The 18,673-nt window shown below is 72.0% G+C and carries 17 protein-coding genes; 10 read left to right on the forward strand and 7 right to left on the reverse strand.

The features are described 5' to 3' along the window. Positions 1-6: 6 nt before the first annotated feature. Both ACIRPP_RS30475 and ACIRPP_RS30480 read right to left on the reverse strand, forming a co-directional pair. Positions 7-1,344: a DUF1254 domain-containing protein gene (locus tag ACIRPP_RS30475; RefSeq protein ID WP_403649532.1), complete on the reverse strand. Its 1,338-nt coding sequence runs from the start codon at positions 1,342-1,344 to the stop codon at positions 7-9. A 272-nt stretch (positions 1,345-1,616) separates the two neighbouring features. Continuing rightward, positions 1,617-2,846, reverse strand: coding sequence for an MFS transporter (locus ACIRPP_RS30480; protein ID WP_403649535.1), 1,230 nt, complete (start codon positions 2,844-2,846; stop codon positions 1,617-1,619). 340 nt (positions 2,847-3,186) lie between these two features. Here ACIRPP_RS30480 and ACIRPP_RS30485 point away from each other — a divergent pair, with 340 nt between their 5' ends. Together ACIRPP_RS30485 and ACIRPP_RS30490 are read left to right on the forward strand one after the other, a co-directional pair. After that, positions 3,187-4,887 (forward strand): glycosyltransferase, encoded by a 1,701-nt coding sequence (locus ACIRPP_RS30485; RefSeq protein WP_403649538.1) that lies wholly within the window; start codon positions 3,187-3,189, stop codon positions 4,885-4,887. A gap of 461 nt (positions 4,888-5,348) precedes the next feature. Next, the gene (locus ACIRPP_RS30490) at positions 5,349-6,893 is read left to right on the forward strand and encodes a hypothetical protein (RefSeq protein ID WP_403649541.1); all 1,545 of its coding nucleotides are present in this window, start codon (positions 5,349-5,351) and stop codon (positions 6,891-6,893) included. 33 nt (positions 6,894-6,926) lie between these two features. Here ACIRPP_RS30490 and ACIRPP_RS30495 read toward each other — a convergent pair whose 3' ends face one another. From ACIRPP_RS30495 to ACIRPP_RS30505, 3 genes are all read right to left on the reverse strand, one after another. Beyond that, a complete protein-coding gene (locus ACIRPP_RS30495) occupies positions 6,927-8,204 on the reverse strand; it encodes a hypothetical protein (protein WP_403649544.1) in 1,278 nt (425 codons plus the stop codon). Continuing rightward, positions 8,201-9,241 (reverse strand): hypothetical protein, encoded by a 1,041-nt coding sequence (locus ACIRPP_RS30500; RefSeq protein WP_403649547.1) that lies wholly within the window; start codon positions 9,239-9,241, stop codon positions 8,201-8,203. The genes ACIRPP_RS30495 and ACIRPP_RS30500 overlap by 4 nt, the downstream gene beginning before the upstream one ends. Before the next feature lie 241 nt (positions 9,242-9,482). Continuing rightward, positions 9,483-10,274, reverse strand: a complete 792-nt coding sequence (locus tag ACIRPP_RS30505; RefSeq protein WP_403649550.1) for a helix-turn-helix domain-containing protein — start codon at positions 10,272-10,274, stop codon at positions 9,483-9,485. A gap of 154 nt (positions 10,275-10,428) precedes the next feature. Here ACIRPP_RS30505 and ACIRPP_RS30510 point away from each other — a divergent pair, with 154 nt between their 5' ends. Next, the gene (locus ACIRPP_RS30510) at positions 10,429-10,845 is read left to right on the forward strand and encodes an isomerase (protein ID WP_403649552.1); all 417 of its coding nucleotides are present in this window, start codon (positions 10,429-10,431) and stop codon (positions 10,843-10,845) included. A gap of 204 nt (positions 10,846-11,049) precedes the next feature. Beyond that, positions 11,050-12,135 (forward strand): serine hydrolase domain-containing protein, encoded by a 1,086-nt coding sequence (locus ACIRPP_RS30515; protein WP_403649555.1) that lies wholly within the window; start codon positions 11,050-11,052, stop codon positions 12,133-12,135. 114 nt (positions 12,136-12,249) lie between these two features. Here the strand turns inward: ACIRPP_RS30515 and ACIRPP_RS30520 are convergent, their stop codons facing one another. Further along, the gene (locus tag ACIRPP_RS30520; protein WP_403649558.1) at positions 12,250-13,089 is read right to left on the reverse strand and encodes an alpha/beta fold hydrolase; all 840 of its coding nucleotides are present in this window, start codon (positions 13,087-13,089) and stop codon (positions 12,250-12,252) included. 122 nt (positions 13,090-13,211) lie between these two features. Between ACIRPP_RS30520 and ACIRPP_RS30525 the strand changes: the two genes are divergently transcribed. The 3 genes from ACIRPP_RS30525 to ACIRPP_RS30535 all read left to right on the forward strand — a co-directional run bounded on the left by ACIRPP_RS30525 (position 13,212) and on the right by ACIRPP_RS30535 (position 15,113). Further along, positions 13,212-13,814, forward strand: a complete 603-nt coding sequence (locus ACIRPP_RS30525) for a TetR/AcrR family transcriptional regulator (RefSeq protein ID WP_403649561.1) — start codon at positions 13,212-13,214, stop codon at positions 13,812-13,814. 282 nt (positions 13,815-14,096) lie between these two features. Beyond that, entirely contained in the window at positions 14,097-14,414 is a 318-nt protein-coding gene (locus ACIRPP_RS30530; protein WP_192231168.1) for a hypothetical protein, read from the forward strand. Positions 14,415-14,489: 75 nt separating this feature from the next. Further along, positions 14,490-15,113 (forward strand): dihydrofolate reductase family protein, encoded by a 624-nt coding sequence (locus ACIRPP_RS30535; RefSeq protein ID WP_403649564.1) that lies wholly within the window; start codon positions 14,490-14,492, stop codon positions 15,111-15,113. A gap of 84 nt (positions 15,114-15,197) precedes the next feature. Here the strand turns inward: ACIRPP_RS30535 and ACIRPP_RS30540 are convergent, their stop codons facing one another. Continuing rightward, positions 15,198-15,650, reverse strand: a complete 453-nt coding sequence (locus ACIRPP_RS30540) for a hypothetical protein (RefSeq protein WP_403649567.1) — start codon at positions 15,648-15,650, stop codon at positions 15,198-15,200. Between the two features lie 231 nt (positions 15,651-15,881). On the opposite strand from ACIRPP_RS30540, the gene ACIRPP_RS30545 reads away from it, so the two are divergent. From ACIRPP_RS30545 to ACIRPP_RS30555, 3 genes are all read left to right on the forward strand, one after another. Continuing rightward, positions 15,882-16,619, forward strand: a complete 738-nt coding sequence (locus ACIRPP_RS30545) for a VOC family protein (RefSeq protein ID WP_403649570.1) — start codon at positions 15,882-15,884, stop codon at positions 16,617-16,619. Positions 16,620-16,753: 134 nt separating this feature from the next. Continuing rightward, positions 16,754-17,689 carry a DUF5996 family protein gene (locus tag ACIRPP_RS30550; protein ID WP_403649573.1) on the forward strand — a complete coding sequence of 312 codons (936 nt, stop codon included), beginning with the start codon at positions 16,754-16,756 and terminating at the stop codon, positions 17,687-17,689. Between the two features lie 173 nt (positions 17,690-17,862). Beyond that, a complete protein-coding gene (locus tag ACIRPP_RS30555) occupies positions 17,863-18,600 on the forward strand; it encodes a nitroreductase family protein (protein ID WP_403649576.1) in 738 nt (245 codons plus the stop codon). Positions 18,601-18,673 lie beyond the last annotated feature (73 nt).

Genomic DNA, 18,673 nt, shown 5'->3' on the forward strand with positions numbered 1-18,673 from the left:
TTCCGTTCAGCTGGTTCGTCGCAGCGGCGGCGGGGTCCAGGCCCCGCCGAGAGCCGCTTCGTCCGGCCAGTACAGGCGCAGGAAGACGTTGAAACTTCCCTCGGGCGCGGGGAGCCAGTTGTCCTCGCGGCCGGGTCCCGGGTTGTCGTGCTGGACGTAGATGTCGAGGGAGCCGTCCGGGTTGGTGCGCATGCCGCTGCGGTCGCCGATCGCGTAGCGGTCCAGGGGGTTGTCGGCGAACAGCTGGCGGTCGTTCATCATCGTCAGCGACCAGAAGCCCCGAACCGGCGGGATCCGGTCCGCGTCGAAGTGCAGGACGTAGCGGTGCGCGCCGTCGAGGGGCCGGCCGTCCGCGTCGTTGGTGGCGTGCGGGTACAGGGCGTCCACGTCGAGGTTGGCGCCGTAGCCGACCCAGGTCACCATGGCGCGCTTGGGGTAGTCGGTCCCGTAGTCGCCCAGCCCGCGGTGTACGGTCCACCCGTTGACCTGGTTCCCGGGTGCCTCCGCCTGCGACTTGAACCCCTGGAGCGTCTTGGGGCCCGTGGCGGCGGCCGTGTCCAGCGCGGCGAGCACGTCCGGCGGCTGGTCCTCCAGCTTCGCTCCGGGAGCGATGCCGAGCCGGGCCACCCGCTCGAGGAAGGGCGCGTCGGCGGGGTTCGGCGGGTTGTCGACGAGGAGCTGGTTGAGCCGCCTGAAGAACGCCCGGCCGTCGAGCTGGTGGACCTGGTTGACGGGGGCGGTGACGGCGTCGACTCCCTCGGCGACGGTCGCGTCGGTGGGCGGGGTGTAGTCCTCCGGGTTTCCCGTCCACTGCGACAGCGGGATGAGCCGGGTGCCGTCCTGAAGCCGGTGAACGACCGCGTAGTCGGACGGCCCGGCGGTGGCGTACCGCGCGATGATCCAGTTGACAGCCGTGGGCGACGACAGCACCGTCATGCCCTGCGGTGCCCGGCCCGACCAGGTGGGCCCGGTCAGCAGGAAGGGTCCCGCGGCGGATCCGTCCTGACGGCTGCCGGGCGCGTGGACGACGTCGGACCACGCGCTGAGGATCGGCACCATCCAGTAGCGGTCCTCGGACTCCGGCAGGTTCAGCACCAGGGGCTCTTCGGAGAGGTCCAGCCAGGCACTGGAGTACAGGGTGTCGGCGTTGGGCGACACCACCTCGGTGAAGGCGGCGTCGGGTGTGCGGCGCATGTGACAGAACTGGTTCACCGGAGCCTTGCGCCGCTCGTCGTCCCGCTCGGCGACCGCCGTCATGACGTCCTTGGTCACCCCGGCGGTCACCAACGGATAGCCGTACAGCCATGCTTCCGTCGCCAACCGCTCCAGCTGCTCGTCCGCCATCGGCTTCTCCCTGCGCGCGTATCGGCCCGCACTCTTCGACGCTAAGCGGGCCCTCTGGCGTCCGCATCTCGGCCCCGACCCGTTCAGGTCGGCGGGCGGCGGGACTGCGGGGCGGTGGGGCGGCTTGTCGACCCGGCGAGTGCCGCGTCCGGGCGGGCACACCGGCGGAGCTGGCTCACGGGCGGAGCGGGCACCCGGCTGCGCGTGGCGCCGGCACGTGGCACACCGTCCCGCTGGGGTCTCGGGCTCCGCGCCACCGGGGCAGCACTCACTCACCCGTCGGCGGGGGCAGCCGCACCTGCCCGGGCCACGAAGGGCCGGGAGGCGACGGTGATCGTAACCGAGACCGCGGCCAGCGCGGTGATCGCCGTTGCCGGGGTGAGGAGTTGGGCGAGCCCTCCCGCCACGGCCGCGCCGAGGCCCTGCCAGGTCATCCGGCCGGCCGACTCGACGCCCTGGACCTGGCCGCGCACCTGGTGCGGGGTCGACGCGAGGAGCTGTTCCTGGAGCGGCAGGGTGGCGGAGAACCCGGCACCGGCGACGAACACGGCCACCGTCAGCACCAACACGGGCGGTTGGAGGGCGAACAGCAGGTACGGCGCCGCGAGCAGCAGCCTCAGCGCGAAGGCACTGCGTCTCCGTCGGTCGCCCGTGAGCAGCCGTCCGACGGTCAGGTCCCCGAGGAGCATGCCCGCCGCTCCGGCGGACAGGAACACTCCGGCCAGATCCGGGGCGTACGAGAGGAACAGCGCCTCGCAGCCCACGATGAGCCCGTTGGGGACCCACAGGTTCAGCAGCAGTGCTCGTCGGCCGGGGTGCGCGAACAGGGCGGTGTTGGCCGTCCAGGTCTGCCGCAGCCCGGGGCGCCGGGTCGGGCGGATCGAACGGTCCCGCACGGTGGCGGCCACGACGACCAGCCCGAGGCCGGTCAGAGCCGTGGCGAGGACGAAGACGTCCCGCGCGGTGAGGTGGCGCAGCAGCAGGACGCCGAACGCGTACCCCACAATCGCCGTGCCGCCCGCGGTGATGTTCATCAGCGAACGTGCCGTCGCGTACGCGGTATCCGGTACCACCTCGCTGACCAGCCCCATGCGGGTGCCGGTACCGAGCGACTGGAAGAAGCCGAGGACGGCGAGCAGGCCGAACCGGACGGTCAACGGCAGCCCCGGGACCGCCTGGGCGGCGGCGCCCGCCGACGCGACGCCCTGCAGGACGACGAGGGTACGGCGGGGACGGTGGCCGTCCGCGACCGACATCAGTGTCAGGGCACCGAGCACCGTGGCGAACGTGGCGCCGTACATGCTCACGGCGGTCAGGAAGGGTGACCGTGTCTGCTGGTGGACCAGCGTGCCGAGCGCGAAGCCCGAGAGGGTGCTCGCGGCCACGCTCAGCGCGAAGCTCACGTACAGGCCCGCGAACTCACGGTTGCGGAGGAGGGACCGGTAGGCGGTGGTCGTGGGTGACGTGCCGGGCACGGAGGGGTGTGAGGGGTGTGAGGGCATGAAAAAAGCCTTCGCGCGCCCCTGTTGAGGGGGCCGAAGGCCAACGCGGACATTTTACCAGGGGCGGCGGCGCCCGCCCCGCGGGCGGTACGTCCCGCAGTCGACGGGCGCCGCACGTCCGATGATCCGATGGCGTGGCTCCCGACGCGCCGGACGCACCGCCCGTCGTCATCGACGGCAGTACGCGCGAGAGAGGTGTTGACCAGCGAAAAGACGGCGGCGCGACGCCAACACCCGCCTCGCGGTCGGCATTCGTGCGCCCCAATCGTTCCCTTGGCCCCACATGTGGGACACCATTTCTCCCGAAAGGGATTGAATCGCGCGGATTCCAGGGAGATCAGTGATCAAGGTCAGCATCGTGGTGCCCGTGTACAACGGGGGTCCCTATCTCGACCTCTGCGCCCCGTCTCTGCTCCGTCAGAGCATCGGCGCCGACGCCTACGAGATCATCTACGTCGACGACGGCTCCACCGACGACTCTGCGCAGCGCCTGGACCGGCTGGCCGCCGAGCACCGCCACGTGCGCGTGATCCACCAGGAGAACTCAGGGTGGCCCGGTAAGCCCCGCAACGTCGGGGTACGGGTGGCGCGCGGCGAGTACGTCCAGTTCGTGGACCAGGACGACGAACTGACCCCGCAGGCTCTCGAACGCCTCCACGACCTCGCGGTCCGCAACAACTCCGACATCGTCATGGGCAAGGTCGGCGGCACGATGGCGGGCCCCAGCAACGTCTTCAAGCGCACGGTCGAACAGTGCACGATCGAGGACGCGCCCCTCTTCGAGAGCCTCACCCCGCACAAGATGTTCCGCCGCGAGTTCCTCCTCGGACACGGCATCGAGTTCCCCGAGGGACCCGTCCGCCTGGAGGACCAGCTGTTCATGGCCCGGGCCTACGTACGCGCCAAGACCGTCTCGATCCTCGCCGGTCCCCCCTGTTACCTGTGGAACCGCCGTGAGGACGGCGGCAACACCAGCAGCCGCGCCACCACCCCCGAGGACTACTACGGTCATCTGCGGAACGTCGTCGACGCCGTGAAGGAGGTCATCCCGGCGGGTCCGCTCCAGGACCACCTGCTCCGCCGCTCCTACCGCGTCGAGCTCCTCCGCCCGGTCATCGAGCCCCGCGTCCTGCAGCGCACCGGCCGCGATCTCGAGCGGTACTTCACCGTCGTACGCCGTCTGGCGCGCGAGAGCTTCCCGCCGGGCGTCCGGGACGGCCTGCCCGCGATCAGCCGGCTCCGGGCGCACCTGCTGGAGGAGGGCCGCCTGGACTCCCTGATCGACCTCGCCCGCCGGACGGCGGGAGTGAGGCCGCAGGTCACCGTGGACGACGTCCGCTGGCGGGACGGCAGACTCCACCTCAAGGTCACGGCCGGCATGGTCCGCCCCGACGGCGGTCGCCTCACCCTCGTCGAGCGTTACGGCCGCCTCCACCTCGACCCCGAGCTGCTGGCCGGCATCCACGGGGCCGAGGACTGGGAGGTCCCGCACCCGCTCGGACACGCCCACGGTGACCTCCTGCTCCACGACACGGAGCGCAACCAGTGGTGGTTCCTGGAGGGTGACCTGACGGCCCGCACCGAGCCCGTGGGGCCCGGACGCCACCGTGTGGTCGTCACGGGTGAGACGGTTCTCGACCCCGGGACCGTGGCGAACGGCGAGGCGCTGCCACCGGGCACCTATACGGTGTGGTGCAGCGCCCAACTGCTCGGCGTCGGCCGCCGGGCACGCATCACCCGGGGAAGGTCCTCCTCGCCCGCACAACCGGGGTCCCTCCTGATGCCGGGTCCGACGGCGGACGGGATGCAGCCCCGGCTCGTCATTCCCGACTGGGGCGGCCCGTCCGGTCAACTGCGGCTGTCGGTCGGCCGGCCCGGCCGTACCACGCTCCCCCAGCGCGTCCTCCAGCGCACCTCTGCCGCGCCCCGGCTCCGCAGCGCTGCCCGCATCCTTCTCGGCCAGCTTCCGCCCGGGGCGCGCCGCAAGGCCAGGGCCCTGGCACGCAAGGCGGACCGGTGGAGCAAGGCCGGGAAGATGTGAGGTCCGCAGGGTGAGGGCCGCCGGGCATGTGGGGCAGGGGCGATTGCGGGCAGCGCCTCTGGAGGCCTGCCGGGGTCGATGGGCGCCTTCAGCTCGTCAACAGGGCGCCCACCCGAATGAATGAATTCTGCCGCTCCCCTGGAGTGAGGCGGGGCTCCGTCGTCAGAGTGCCGGTGTGTACGGGCGGCAGCGGGGGCCGGAGCTGCCAGGTTGGGCGGGTGAAGTCCGGTGGGGCCCGAGGGCCGGGCTCCTGGCGGGTGCGGGAGACGCGGGGCCTGGTTCGGTTCGCGCGGGCGAGGGCGTGAGGGCGGCCCGTCTGCGGGGGCCGGAGCTGGTCCGGGGCGCTCCCGTTCGTGTGCGGTGCGGGTGCCGGGGCCGCGTACCGTGAGCGCACCGCTGTGCCGTGTCCGGTGCGGTGAGGCGGGGTGGGGCTGGACGCGGAGCGCGGAAGGAAGGGCAGGATGGCGGAGGTCGCTGCGAACGAGCCGGACGAGCGGGTTCTCGGCCGGCGGTGGACGGTGCGTCTGGACCCGGCAGGCCGGGACACTTCGGTGGTGCGGGTCTCGTGCAGTCGCCCCGCCTGCGCGGAGCAGCGCCTGCCGTCGATGGCGGCCGGCCGGGCCGCCGCGGTCGCCCATCTGAAGGCCCACCTGCGCGCGGCTTCCAAGCCGCGGGAGGGTACGTACTGCGCGTGCCGCTCCGAGAGCTGCCGGATGCACGTCCGGTCCACCGAACGGCAGGACCGGGTCCCGCCCTGGCGGTGCGGCGGGGCGGTCGTGCTGGCCGTGATCACCGACCGCGAAGGGCGCTGGTGGCAGGCGTGGGAGTGTTGCTCACGCTGTGCTGCCGCGACACCCGGTGCCCAGGTCGTCGACACCGCGCGGGCGGGTGGGCGCGCGGGCGAGGCTCCCCCGCCTCCCGCCGACCGACCGGCGTCGTCGCCCGTCGGCGTGCCCCAGTTCTCCGATCTTCCCTCGTCCCCGGCCCGTTCGCGCGCGGTGCCGGAGCCCCGCTCCGCACCTGCGCGACGTCGCCCGCCGCTGGGCAGGATCGCGCAGCGCTTCGTGCCGCACGACCTGCAGCCGGTCGTGCTGCGGGACGAACTCGTCGAACTGGGCAGCCAGTTCCGTGACTACCAGCAGCGGCCCGAGCCCGATCTGGCCCTGCTCGCCGGCCTGCACGAGCGGAAGGCGCGTGCCTTCGCCGCCTGGGCCGACGTCACCGGCGACATCAGCCTGCGGCTGGAGGCCCAGCGGGCTGAGCAGGCCGCGGCCACGGCCCGCATGCAGCACCTGCAGCGCACCGGTCAGTGCGCCGACGGCGACACGCCGGCCGTGGCGCGCCTGCTGACCTCACCGACGCAGTGGGAGCACGCTCGTTCCGTCCTCGCCCACGTCGCCGACCACAGCCCGCTGCCTGGCGCTGATGCCCGGCTGCTGGTGCTCATGCTGACGCTGCGCGCCGCGCACACCGGAACCGGCAACCTCGTCGGGCAGGACGTCAGGGCGTTGAACCTGGACGAGCCGGAGGAACTCATCGGACGGCTGACGGGCTGCGGCTGGCTGAGCATGCCCGGTACCGTCGACGACCTGCTCGCCTCCCGGCCCGAGAGCCCCACGCCCATCACCGTGCCGAGTCTGCGGCCCCCGGCGGACGGTTCCGGCCCCTTCTCGTTCGGCAGGAAGGTGCGGCCGAAGCTCAGCGGCTGGGCGCAGCGAGTCGTCCTCGACAAGAAGCTCCGCAAGGCCAGGGCGACTTCGGCCGTCCGGCTGCTCGCCCTGCAGCTGGCGACCCGGACCGACGCGTCGGGGCGCCTCGGCGGGGGCGAGGAGGGCATCCCCCTCGACGCGCTCGCCGCCTGGGTGGCGACGGATTCCGCCGCACTGCAGCCGATGCTGGACCAGCTGACACGGGCCGACTGGCTCACCGACGCCGCTCTCGGCCCCACCCACCTCACCGGCCAACTCAGCGAGCGCGTCCTGCCGTTCACCTGCCCTCTCGTCTGACTCCTGGGGCGCGCCGCAGAGGGGGCGCTCCCGTCAGGGTGTGGGGAGCTCGATGTCGACCGAGCCGCAGCCGATGCGTTCCGTCTCGGCCTTGACGTATCCGGGCAGCAGATCCCTGACGAAGTCGGCGCCGTCGGTGCGGTCCACGGTTTCCACGGTCATGACGACGTCACCCGTCTGACATTCGATTCGGTAGACGGCACGGTTCGGGCTGATCACCCCCCGTCCCCGCGTCCCGCCCACCGAGGCACTGCTGCTGCGCAGTTGCAGGCTGTAGATCCCGGAGACGGTCGGGTCGACGACCGTGGACATCCGTACTCGCGCGCCATAGTCCTGGCCCGCCTCGCAGGTCCGGGCCGCTCCGCCGTCGCCGCCGACGCGGCTGACCTCCAGCCACTTACGGTGCCGGGCGGGGAGTTCGAGCCCCTTCACACCGCAGAAGGAGTCCGGCCGCAGGTCGCCCCAGGTGGGCAGATCGGGCAGCTTCCCGGGGGCCGCATAGGTTCCCGTGCAGCCGAAATCACGCATGACGCCGTTGGTCGCGTCGACGATCACGCGGGCCATGGCGGCACGGTCCCTGCGGTCGAAGTCGAACTGGGAGTCGAAGTCGTGTTCGCCCAGCGCCACGTCGACCACGGTGGCGCCTCCCATCCTGCCCGGCCGCCCCACACAGCTCTGGGGCAGGGCGAGCCACGCGCGGGACGCCGACACCATGCCCGGCAGGTCGCCGCCCAGTGCGACCATGCGGCTGGAAAGGAATTCGGCCGGCCACGTATGGCCGTCCTTGCCGTACAGACCGTCGAGCTGGTGCACCTTCACGATGGCCTGCCGGCGTGCCCGCTCGCCTTCGTAGCTGGTGATCCTGCACTGCCCGTACGAGAGCGACGCCACGCGCGGGTCGCGGCGCAGCTCCTGCTCCTCGACCTCCAGCCGGCGGTCACCGAACAGTGCGGAGACGCTGCCCTCGCTGAGGGAGTCCCAGCACGGGTCGGACGTGGCCAGGGGCAGTGTGCCGGTGCGCCAGGCCACCGTTCCGGCGCCCAGCAGGACGCCGACGAGGCCGGCCGCGGTGGCGGCGACCGCGGTGCGGTGGCCGAGAACCCGGCGTATCCATGACCGTCGGGGAGTGATGTCGCCGAGTGCGGGGGGTGTTGTGCGGGAGGGGGCGGGCTCGCCGGGCGTGCCCCCGCCGGCGGGCGCGTCCGGGACGGCCTCGTTCCCGTCGCCGTTGCCGTGGCCGTTCCCGTTCCCGTTCCCGTTCCCGTTCGCCTCGCCGGGAGTGTTCTGGTCGTCGTTGCCCTCGTTGGTCACGCCTTGCCCTCTGTCCTGCATCCGATGCGGTTGCCCACGGACGCGACGAAGTTCTTGAACGACCGCTTCACCGCGGCCAGGTCGACCGCGGCAGCGCCCTGGACGTGCCCGTAGAACACGGTCTCCCGGCCGTCGCACGTGGCGCGGACCAGACCGTGGTCTTCACCCTCCGGCAGTCCGCCGAACAGGGCGGTCATCCGCGGCGAGCTCGTCATGACGTACTGCGCCACCGGCTCGTCCTCGCTTCCGGGGGTGGCGCTCCAGACGAGCGAACAGGTCTGCAGCCGGTCGGTCACCGCGCCCACCTGCTCCTGGAAGCGCACCGTGCGGTCCCGTCCCAGCTCGAAGCGCACGCCCGGGATGCGGCAGAGCGGGTCGCCCAAGATCTCGCTGTCCTCCGCGACGGTGACGAACGGGGACGAAATGGTCAGAGGTTCCTCGGGTGCGCAACCCATGTGCCGCATAGTCGTGTTGGCGACGTCCAGCAGCAGGCGTGCCATGTCGGAGTGCGTGCCGATGGCGAAGGGCATGGGTTTCCTGCCCGCGGATCCGTCTCCCCAGCTCTCCCCCCGGAGCGTCACCACCGACGGTGTGCCGTCGACGTCGCACTCCTCGGGCAGCACCAGCATGGCCCGGTGGCGGCCCACCATGCCGTCGAGCCCGTCGGGCAGCGGCGCGGCCGATCCGTGGAAGTGCTGCGCCAGCCAGTCGTGCCGCCCCGCCTTCGCCGCCGGGAGCGGGCCGACCTGGACCGTGACCTTCTCACTGAAGCGCACCGCGTCCTGCGTGGTGTCGTCGTCGTCGCCCGAGGTCACCTCGACCCAGCAGGACCCGCGCGGGTGCCCGGCGGACGGCGTGGCGGTCTCCCTGCTCTTCCGGTGGGATCCGGGCTCGTCCAGTTTCCCGTCGTCGAGGAACGACGGGCCGCTGTTCGCCTCCCACGCGCCCCAGCAGTAGTTGTCGCGGAACGGCCCGCTGTCCGTGGCGTACAGACCCAGGCCAGTCGCCAGCAGCGCGGCGGCCAGTGTTCCGCCCATGACAGCGAGGCGCTTCCGAGCGCCGGTACCCACGATGTTCCCCCAGTGAAACCGCGAAGTCAGAGCAAGCACGGTGATGTTACGTGGCGGCCGGTGAGGGGTTCGATGCGGGGTGAGAGGCGTGCGGTCCCCCGCTCCGGCCGGCGCGTTCCTCGGACCTGACGGCCCCGTAGGTCGCCGACGCCTCCCCGCTCCCGTCCGTGGTGGTGGGTCACCGGTGGCCGGGGCGGGCGAACTCCGGTCAGCCCGCCTCCGGTCGTCCGTCTGCCCCGGCCGCCTTCCTCAGCACCTCGGCCGTGACCGCGTCGGCGGGGAAGAATGTCTCGATGGCGATCTCGTCCAGGGTCACGTCCCGGGGAGAGCCGAACACCGTGGTGGTGTAGAGGAACGCGAGATCACCGTCGTCCGACGACAGCAGCAGCGGAACGGCGAGATCGTTGCGCGGCTCCTCCTCGGCGGGGGCAGGGTAGGACTCCAGCTCGGCCAGGAGGTCCGCGAGGCCCTCGGCCGCCGTACGGGCGAGCTGGCGGCGGATGCGCCGCAGTACGTGGGCGCGCCACTGGGCGAGGTTCCGGATGCGCTGCGCCAGGCCGTCCGGATGCAGCGTGGCGCGCAGCACGTTGACGGGCGGGGCGAGGAGCGGGGCGGGCAGGCCGGTGAAGAAGGCCGTCGCGGCCCGGTTCGCGGACAGCAGTTCCCAGCGCACGTCGACGGCGAGCGCCGGGCTGGGTTCGTGGCCGGCGAGCACCGCCCGGACGACCTCCCGGGCGGCACCGAGATCGTCGAGCGGCCGCTCGGGGTGGACGGGTGCGAAGCCCGCAGCCAGGTGGAAGGCGTTGCGTTCCCGCAGCGGCACGTCCAGCTCGTCGCAGAGGCGCTCGATCATCTGCCGGCTCGGGACGGCACGTCCGGTCTCGATGCAGCTCAGGTGCCGGGTGGACAGGTTCGCCGCCAGCGCCACGTCCATCTGTGACCGGCTGCGGCGGTCCCGCCAACGCCGTACGAGCACTCCGACCGGTTCCGAGGTGACCATGCTCCGAGGCTCTCCCATGAAGTGTCCGGCGGCAATGACCTCACAGGTCATCGACACCGGACGGCGGCCCGCCGCACAGTCGGGACATGGACCGCGCAGGCCGTCGGACACTCGCCACGGCGGCGCACGAGCACCTCACGGAAGGACATCAGCCATGACGCACACCACCGACACCGACGCCCCGGCCATCGACCGGTGCGAGGAGAACCTGAACCGCTACCTGCGGTTCTGGAACACCTCGCCGGACGACGAGGGGGCCGGCCAGGCGTCCGACGTCTTCGGCGAGGAGGTCCGCTACTGCGCACCGGTCGGCGTCCTCGCCGGGCGGCAGGCGCTGATCGGCTTTCGCCGGCAGTTCGTGCAGCACATGGGGGACGTCGCGTTCCGGGCGCGCAGGGAGCCGGAGATCCACCACGGTCACGCCCGGCTGCTGTGGCAGCTCGATGTCCGCGGAGAGCAGTTCGCCACGGGCACCGACGTCCTCGCCTTCGACCGTGACGGCCGCATCGGCACGGTCACCACTTTTCTGGACGAGGCGCCGGAGGGCTTCGATCCGCATGCCCACGCGTAGGCCCCGTTCGGTGGACGGGGAGAGGGGGCGTGGCGTGCAGGACACCGTAGGAGAACGCCGCCGGCCGGGGTGGGCGTCGCCTCCCTCGCGCGGGGCGTGGCCGGGGCGCGCGGTGTCCGGGGTGGGGCGGCCGTAGCGGGCCGGTGGCCGTGCTGGACAATCGTCACCGTTCGATGGGGAACTTCCACGGTGAGGTGTCTGCGGGTGACGGTCGCGACGACGGACGGATTCGATGCGCGCTGCCTGGACGAGGTGGTGCGCGCCGCGGCCGAGGATCAGGGATTCTCCGGCACGGTCCGGGTCACGCGTCGCGGAGAGCCGGTGTACACCGGTGCGTTCGGGATGGCGTCGCGACGCTGGGCGGTGCCCAACACCGTCGACACGGCCTTCCGCGTGGCGTCGGTGTCCAAGACGTTCACCGCGGTGGCAGTCCTCCAGCTCGTGGAGCACGGGCTGGTCCGTCTGGACGATGCGCTCGTGGACTTCGTACGGAAGCACATGCCCGGACTCGATCCGCGCGTCACCGTGCGCCATGCGCTGACGATGACGTCGGGCATCGGCGACTGGTTCGAGGAGGGCAGTGACGACTGGGAGGCCGAGTGGGCCGCCCTGACCGCGTCCCACCCGCTGTACCTGCTGCGCGGCGACCGGGACTACGTGCCGCTGTTCGCCGGCAAGCCGCCCCACTTCCCGCCCGGGGAACGCCACCTCTACAACGGAGCCGGCTACATCCTGCTCGGGCTGCTCATCGAATCGGTGACCGGCCGGCCCTCCACCGAGGTCGTCGCCGACGAGGTCTTCGCCCGGGCCGGGATGACCTCGGCCGGCTTCCCCGCCCTGGACGAGCCGGGGCCGGGTGTCGCCGAGGGCTACCTCACCGCCGCCGACGGCCCGGCCCCGTACCGGACGAACCACTACGCGACCACGCCCCACGCGGCGGCCGACGGAGGGGCGACCTGCAGCGCGGCCGATCTGACGGCTTTCGCCCACGCGCTGCGGCACGGGCGGCTGTTGGGCGAGGAGCTGACGTCCCTGGCGCTGACGCCGCAGGTCGACGAACGCGAGGAGAGGGTGCGGGGCTACCGCTGGATGTACGGCTTCGGTCTCACCCACCTCCTCGACGCCGAGGGGACCGTGGTGCGCTGGGGGCACACCGGCGAGGAGGACGGTGCCAGTGCCCGGCTGTACCACTACCCGCGGCACGACCTGGACGTCGCCGTGCTCGGCAACATCAGCTGGTGCGCGGGCGCGATGGGCTGGGCCCTGCACGACGCGGTCGTCGGCGCCTGAGACGGGGGCGCCCGGCGGGACGGGTGCCCCGCGCCGACGCGCGGACCGGTACCGGGGTCGCGCGACCGGGCGGACCGGTACCGGGGTCGCGCGACCGGGCGGATCGGTGCATGATCAACCGACCGGGGCGGCCAGGAAGTCGCGGATCTCCCGCACCAGGCGGTCGGGGGCGTCCTCCATGAGGAAGTGGCCCGCGCCGGGGACGACCACGAGTTCCGCGCCGGGGATGTCGCCGCTGAGCCGCTTCGCGTAGTGGAGGGGCTGCCACTGGTCCTCCTCGCCCCACACGATGCGCACCGGCATGGTCAGGCGGTCGAACCGGTCGCTGATCTCCTCCGTGTACCTGGAGTCGTAGTGGCGCACCTGGTGCTCGAAGAAGGAGGCCCGGCCGAGCGGGGACTGGTGGGGTTCCAGGTAGGCCCGCAGGACGTCGCCCGTCATGCGTGAGGGGTCGGCGACGGCCATGGTGAGCTGCCGGGTCAGCAGGGCGTTGAAGTCGTCCTGCGACATCGCGGCCGCCTCGTCCAGCTGTTCGTCGATGATCTTCTGCCAGGTCGGGGACGGCCAGGAGTCGTAGCTGACCGCGTCCATGATCATCAGTCGGCGCACCCGCTCGGGGTGGGCGATGGCGAAGCGCAGACCGATGGCGCCGCCGATGTCGTGCGCGACGATGTCGACCTGCTCCAGGCCCAGCGTGTCCAGCAGGTGTTCCAGGAGGCCGGTCTGGGCGGCGACCGAGGTGTCCCGGTCCGCCGGCCGCTCGGACCGGCCGTAGCCCAGCAGGTCGTAGGTGATGACGCGGAGTCCGCTGGCCTCGATGTGGGGGACGACGTCGCGCCATTCGTAGGAGTGGGAGGGCGTGCCGTGGATGAAGATCACGGGCTCGCCTCGGCCACGGTCCCGGTAGGCCAGACGCACTCCGTCGACGACGAGGCTGTCGGTCAGGACGGTCATGGTGCCTTCCTCAGGTTGCTGACGTTCGGAGGGGGCACGGGCCGTGATCACGGACGACCACCACACGCGCCGACATTAGGTAGACTAGTCTACCCAGCGAAGTGAGGCGAGGGATGAGCCGGATGAGCGACAGCAGACAGGTACCGAGCGGGGGACGGCGGCGGCCGGCGCGGGACCGCATCCTGGCCGCGGCGGCACGGCGCTTCTACAGCGACGGCATCACGGCGACCGGAATCGACACGATCACCGCCGAGGCCGGCGTCGCCAAGATGAGCCTGTACAACAACTTCGCGTCCAAGGCGGAGCTCGTGCGGGCCTATCTGGAAGCCCGGCACGCGGCGTGGCTCGCGCGCTATCAGGCCCGCCTCGGGCCCGGGCAGGATCCGCGCGACCGCATTCTGATCGTCTTCGACACGTACATCGACAGCACGTCGCCGGTGGACGACGAGGATTTCCGTGGCTGCGCCCTGCTCAACGCCGCGGCGGAGATGCCGGTCGGGAACGAGACCCGGGCCCTGGTCGGCCGGCAGAAGGCGGAGGTGGAACGCATCATGGCGGAACACCTCGGGGAGCTGCTGCCCGATCGTCCCGACACGGTACGGACCACGGCAGAACACCTGTCGTATCTGCTGGAGGGCGCCATGACCCGGGCCGGTCTGGAGGGTGACAGCCGGTGCCTGCGGCAGGCCCGCGCCCTGGCCGCCGACCTGCTCGACCGGTTGTGAGCCCTCGGTCCCGCTCCGCCCTTGACCGGTCGCCCCGCCCCCGCGATGATCCGCAGCGCCGCTCACTCACAGGAAGGTCCGACGGCGTGACGCATGCGTACGACGTGAAGCGCGCACTGCCGGCGTGCTACGCGCCCAGGACCGGTCCCGAGCCCCGTTGACGGACGTCGGCGCCGGGCGGGAACAGCCGGCCCGGTGACCGTCGGGAACGGGTGGGCTGCGGTGACGACCGCGCGCCCGCGGTTCACGGAATTCGCGGGGTGCCGGGGCTATGGTCGCGCCATGCGTCAGATGCCGTCGGCCGACATGGTCAGCCTGATCTCCTTCCTCGCCGTGCTGCTGATCTTCTTCAGCATCGACGTGCGCTCCAGGAATTCCGACGTTTCCAAGCCGTGGCACGCCCGCCTTTTCGAATGGGCCTCGCGAGTAGGGGGAATCGCCACGGCTCTCGCCCTGTCCCTGGGATGGGTGGACCTCTTCCTTCCGGATGAAAGGGACCCGATCCACGTGGTGTTCGTGGCCGTTCCCGGATCCGTGGCGGTGCTGTGTGCCATTGTGCTGGGGCTGGAGATGCTGTGGCAGCGGTGGCAGCCCTCCTAGAGGCGGCCCGCACCGCGCTGCCGCCCGCTCGATTCGTGACCCGCCCATGACCCGCCCACCAGGAGCCCCACGGCAATGAACGCACGCACGGGCAAGGTGATCTGCGACCTCACGGTCTCGGTCGACGGGTACGCCGCCGGCTTCAACCAGAGCGAGGAGCGCCCGTTCGGCGACGACGGCGCCGACGGCACGGGCTCCCTGCTGCACGCCTGGATGTTCGACACGCCGGAGGAGAACCGCGCCGAGGCCGAACAGATGACGGAGGCCGGGGCGTTCCTCATGGGCCGCAACATGTTCGGTCCCGTGCGCGGTGCCTGGGACCGGCCGTGGAACGGCTGGTGGGGCGACGATCCGCCGTTCCACGCGCCGGTGTTCGTCCTCACCCACCACGCGCGCGACCCGCAGCCGATGGACGGCGGCACCACCTTCCACTTCGTCACGGACGGCATCCGGGGCGGCGCACTGGACCGTGCGCGGGCGGTGGCCGGTGACGGCGACGTCTCGATCATGGGCGGCGCGACCACCGCCAACCAGTACCTGGCCGCCGGTCTGGTCGACGAACTGCGCCTGCACATCGCGCCGTTCACGCTCGGCGCCGGCACACGGCTGTTCGACGGTGTGCCGGGGATGAAGCTGGAGCAGCTGCGGGTGCGGTCGGCGAGCCTGGTCACCCACGTGACCTATCGCGTGGTGCGCTGACGCGTCCGCCAGAGCCGGGGGCGTCCCTCCCCTCCGGCGGAGCACTGGACGCGGCAGGCTCCCCGGAGGCCCACCACACCGGTGTCACCCGGTGATCGGCGAGACCGCGACACAGCCGGCCGACGACACGGCCGCGGCGCCCGACTTCTCGGCCAGCGTCCTGCCCCGGTACACGATCTTGCAGGTGAGCCGCCCCGAGCCGGCGTCGGGCTCGACCAGCACGGGCAGGACGGTGGGCGCTTCGATGCCGCGCAGCTTCACCGTCTTCTTCCACGGCAGTGCCGGGTCGTCCACCGTCTCGAACTCCGGGTCGCTCGCGTCCCCGCCGCCCGCGTTGAACTCGATGAAGTCGGCCTTCTCGCCCGTCACTTCGTAGGTGACCTCGTACACCTCGTCGATCTGCCGGTCGACTTCACGGATCATCTCGTCGTCGACCTTCTCGGCGGCCTCGTCACCGACGCCGGAGCAGGCTGCGAGGCCCAGCACAACTGCGGCCGCGACAAGGGCGGTGGTGCAGGTACGACGTACGGACTTCATGAGGTGACCCCCCGTCAGGACGAACCCGCGCATCGGCAGAGAACACGCTCCGACCTGCGAAGTCAAGCCGTGAGGGCGGTCGGTGCGGCAGCCGGTTGCCGCCCGGTCCCGTCGGTGGCCACTCCCCCGTCACGTCGGCTGTGCGTGGCGCGGCGCCCGGCCGGGCTGCCGTCGATGTCCCGCAGGCCACCGGACGGCGCGGGGCGGGACACCGGCCATAGGATCTGCGGCATGGGGCTGCGACCTGTGCAGATGAACGTCAAGGCGGTGGACGCCCGGGCCGTCGGCCGCTTCTGGGCGGAGGCACTCGGGTGGAGTGCCTACGACGCCGGTGCGACGACCTACGTCGGCCCGGGCGGCGGCCTCGTGTGGCCGGACCCGGTGGGCCTCGGCATCGACGTCGTCCCCGTGCCGGATCCCAAACCGGCGGTGAAGAACCGTGTGCACCTCGACCTCGCGACCACCTCGGCCGCCCATCAGGCATCGCTGATCGCCCGCCTCCGGGGCCTCGGTGCGACCCCCGCGCGGGTGGGCCAGGGCAGCGTGCCCTGGCAGGTCCTCGCCGATCCCGAGGGCAACGAGTTCTGTGTCCTGGAGCCCCGGGATGTCTACCGGGACACCGGGCCGATCGCCGCGGTCGTCGTCGACTGTGCCGACCCGTGGGCCATGGCCCGCTTCTGGGGCGGGGCCCTTGACTGGACACCGCACGACGTGACCGACGACTGGGCGGTGTTCCGGTCGCCGACGGACTCCGGTCCGTACCTCGAGTTCCTCCGCACGCCGGACCGGAAGGCCACGCCGGACCGTGTCCATCTCGACCTGCCGCACCCCGGGGAGGACACGGCCACCGAGGTGGCCCGTCTGCGTGCCCTCGGGGCCACCGGTCTCGACGTCGGTCAGGGTGACGTCCCGTGGACGTGCCTGTCGGATCCCGAGGGCCACGAGTTCTGCGTCCTCGCGGCGCACTGAGCCTGCCCGGCTCCCCCGCCCGGCGCCCCTCCCGCCGGTCCGGCGACGTGCCACACCGGACCGCAGTGGTCATGATGGTCTTCAGTGCCCTCGGCCGGGCGCCGGCAGCGTTGCGGGAGAGGAGAGGGAAGATCATGGAACTGTTTCCGCCGATCCCGCTCGCCGAGTGGCGTGACACGAAGGAGACCCTCCACCGGTTCGCCCAGGTCGTCGGCAAGATCCGGCTCGCGGCGAGCGTCCAGCGGAACCACTGGTGGAACGTCCCCTTCCGGCTCACGGGGCGGGGCACCACCACCTCCCCCATGGGACAGGTGGACGGCAACCCGATCTTCACCATCGACTTCGACTTCGTCGCGCACCGGCTGGTCGTGTCGGCCCTCGACGGCCGGGAGGTCTCGTTCCCCCTCGCCGGCCGGTCCGTGGCGTCGTTCTACGCGGCGGTCATGGACGCGCTGGACACACTGGGCGTACGGACCCGGCCCGCGCTGCCCCGGCCGTTCGACCTGCCGGACTCGGGGCGGCCGTTCGCCGACGACACCGAACACGCCACCTACGATCCCGTGCACGCCAACCGATACTGGCGGGTTCTCAGTCAAGTGGCCTCCGTTCTGGAGGAGTTCGCGGCGGGCTACTCGGGGAAGGTCAGTCCGGTGCACCACTTCTGGCACACCTTCGACCTCGCCCACACCCGCTTCTCCGAACGCCGTGTCCAGCAGCCCGAGGGGGCGGACGCGGTCACCCGGGAGGCGTACTCCCGGGAAGTGATCAGCTTCGGTTTCTGGTTCGGGGACGACACCTTCCCGGAGCCCGCGTTCTACGCGTACACGGCGCCCGAGCCCGCGGGCCTGGCCGACGCACCGCTGGAGCCGGCGGCCGCCCGGTGGCAGCCGCGCGGAAGCAGCCACCTGGCCGTCCTGCGCTACGACGACGTCCGTACCGAGAGCGACCGACGCGCCGCCGTCCTCGCCTTCTACGAGAGTGCCTACCTGGCGGGTGCGCGCGGCGCGGGCTGGGATGTCGACGGCCTGGCCTGTCCCGGCGGGGTCACCGACCCCGTCCTGCGGCCGTAGCAGCGGGGCAGGGCCATTCCCTCACCGGGCTGACGGCAGGGCGCGGCCCCGGGGGACGGCCGTACCTGGGCCGGCCGGCCGCACGCGGGGCTCGTTCCGACGGGTCGTCAAGAAGGTGAACGTGTATACGAGATGGGTTCCTGCGCGCTGCCGGTCGTCCATACACTGCGATCATGAACCTTGACGTCACGCCGTCCGAGGCCCCGGCCGACGGCGCTCTCGATCCTGCCCTCTTCGCAACCATGTCCACCATGCGGGCCATGCGCCGGCTCCGGCCCGACCCGGTGCCCGACGACCTCCTGGACCGGCTGATACAGGCAGCGGTGTGGGGCCCCAGCGGCGGCAACATGCAGCGGTACGAATACGTCGTCGTCACCGACCCGGCGGTGATGGCCGAGCTGGCGCCGCTGTGGAAGCGCTGTGTGGACGCCTACCTGGCGACGACCGGCAAGTACGCCCCGGCCGGCATGGACGAGGCCGCGTACGGGCGCATGGTGGCGGCCATCGAATACCAGCGCGACCACTTCGCCGAGACCCCCGCGCTGATCATCCCGTGCTACCGGTTCCCGGAGCCGAGGCTCGAGCCGGAGGGACTCCAGCGGTACGCGGAGGAACTGGGACCCGACGCCACGGCGCGCATGGGGCGGATCCAGGAGCGCTTCAACGCCCTCGCGGAAGGGTCCTGCGTCTATCCCGGTGTGCAGAACCTGCTGCTCGCCGCGCGCGGGCTGGGTCTGGCCGCCAACATCACCATCTGGCACCTGATGCTGGAGGACGAGTGGAAGGCCGCCCTCGGCATTGCCGATGACATGAACACCTTCGCGGCGATCCCGGTGGGGTGGCCGCGCGGCACGTTCGGCCCGGTCAGCCGTCGTCCGGTGGCCGAGGTCGTGCACCGCAACCGCTGGTAGGACGGCTGGTGTACGGCCCCTGTCGCCGGGCCGGGCCGCAGGTGCCGCCCGGTCGGTGACAGGGGCCGCGCGG

It is taken from the genome of Streptomyces sp. NPDC101219, assembly GCF_044767675.1.
In the GTDB taxonomy this organism is placed as follows: domain Bacteria; phylum Actinomycetota; class Actinomycetes; order Streptomycetales; family Streptomycetaceae; genus Streptomyces.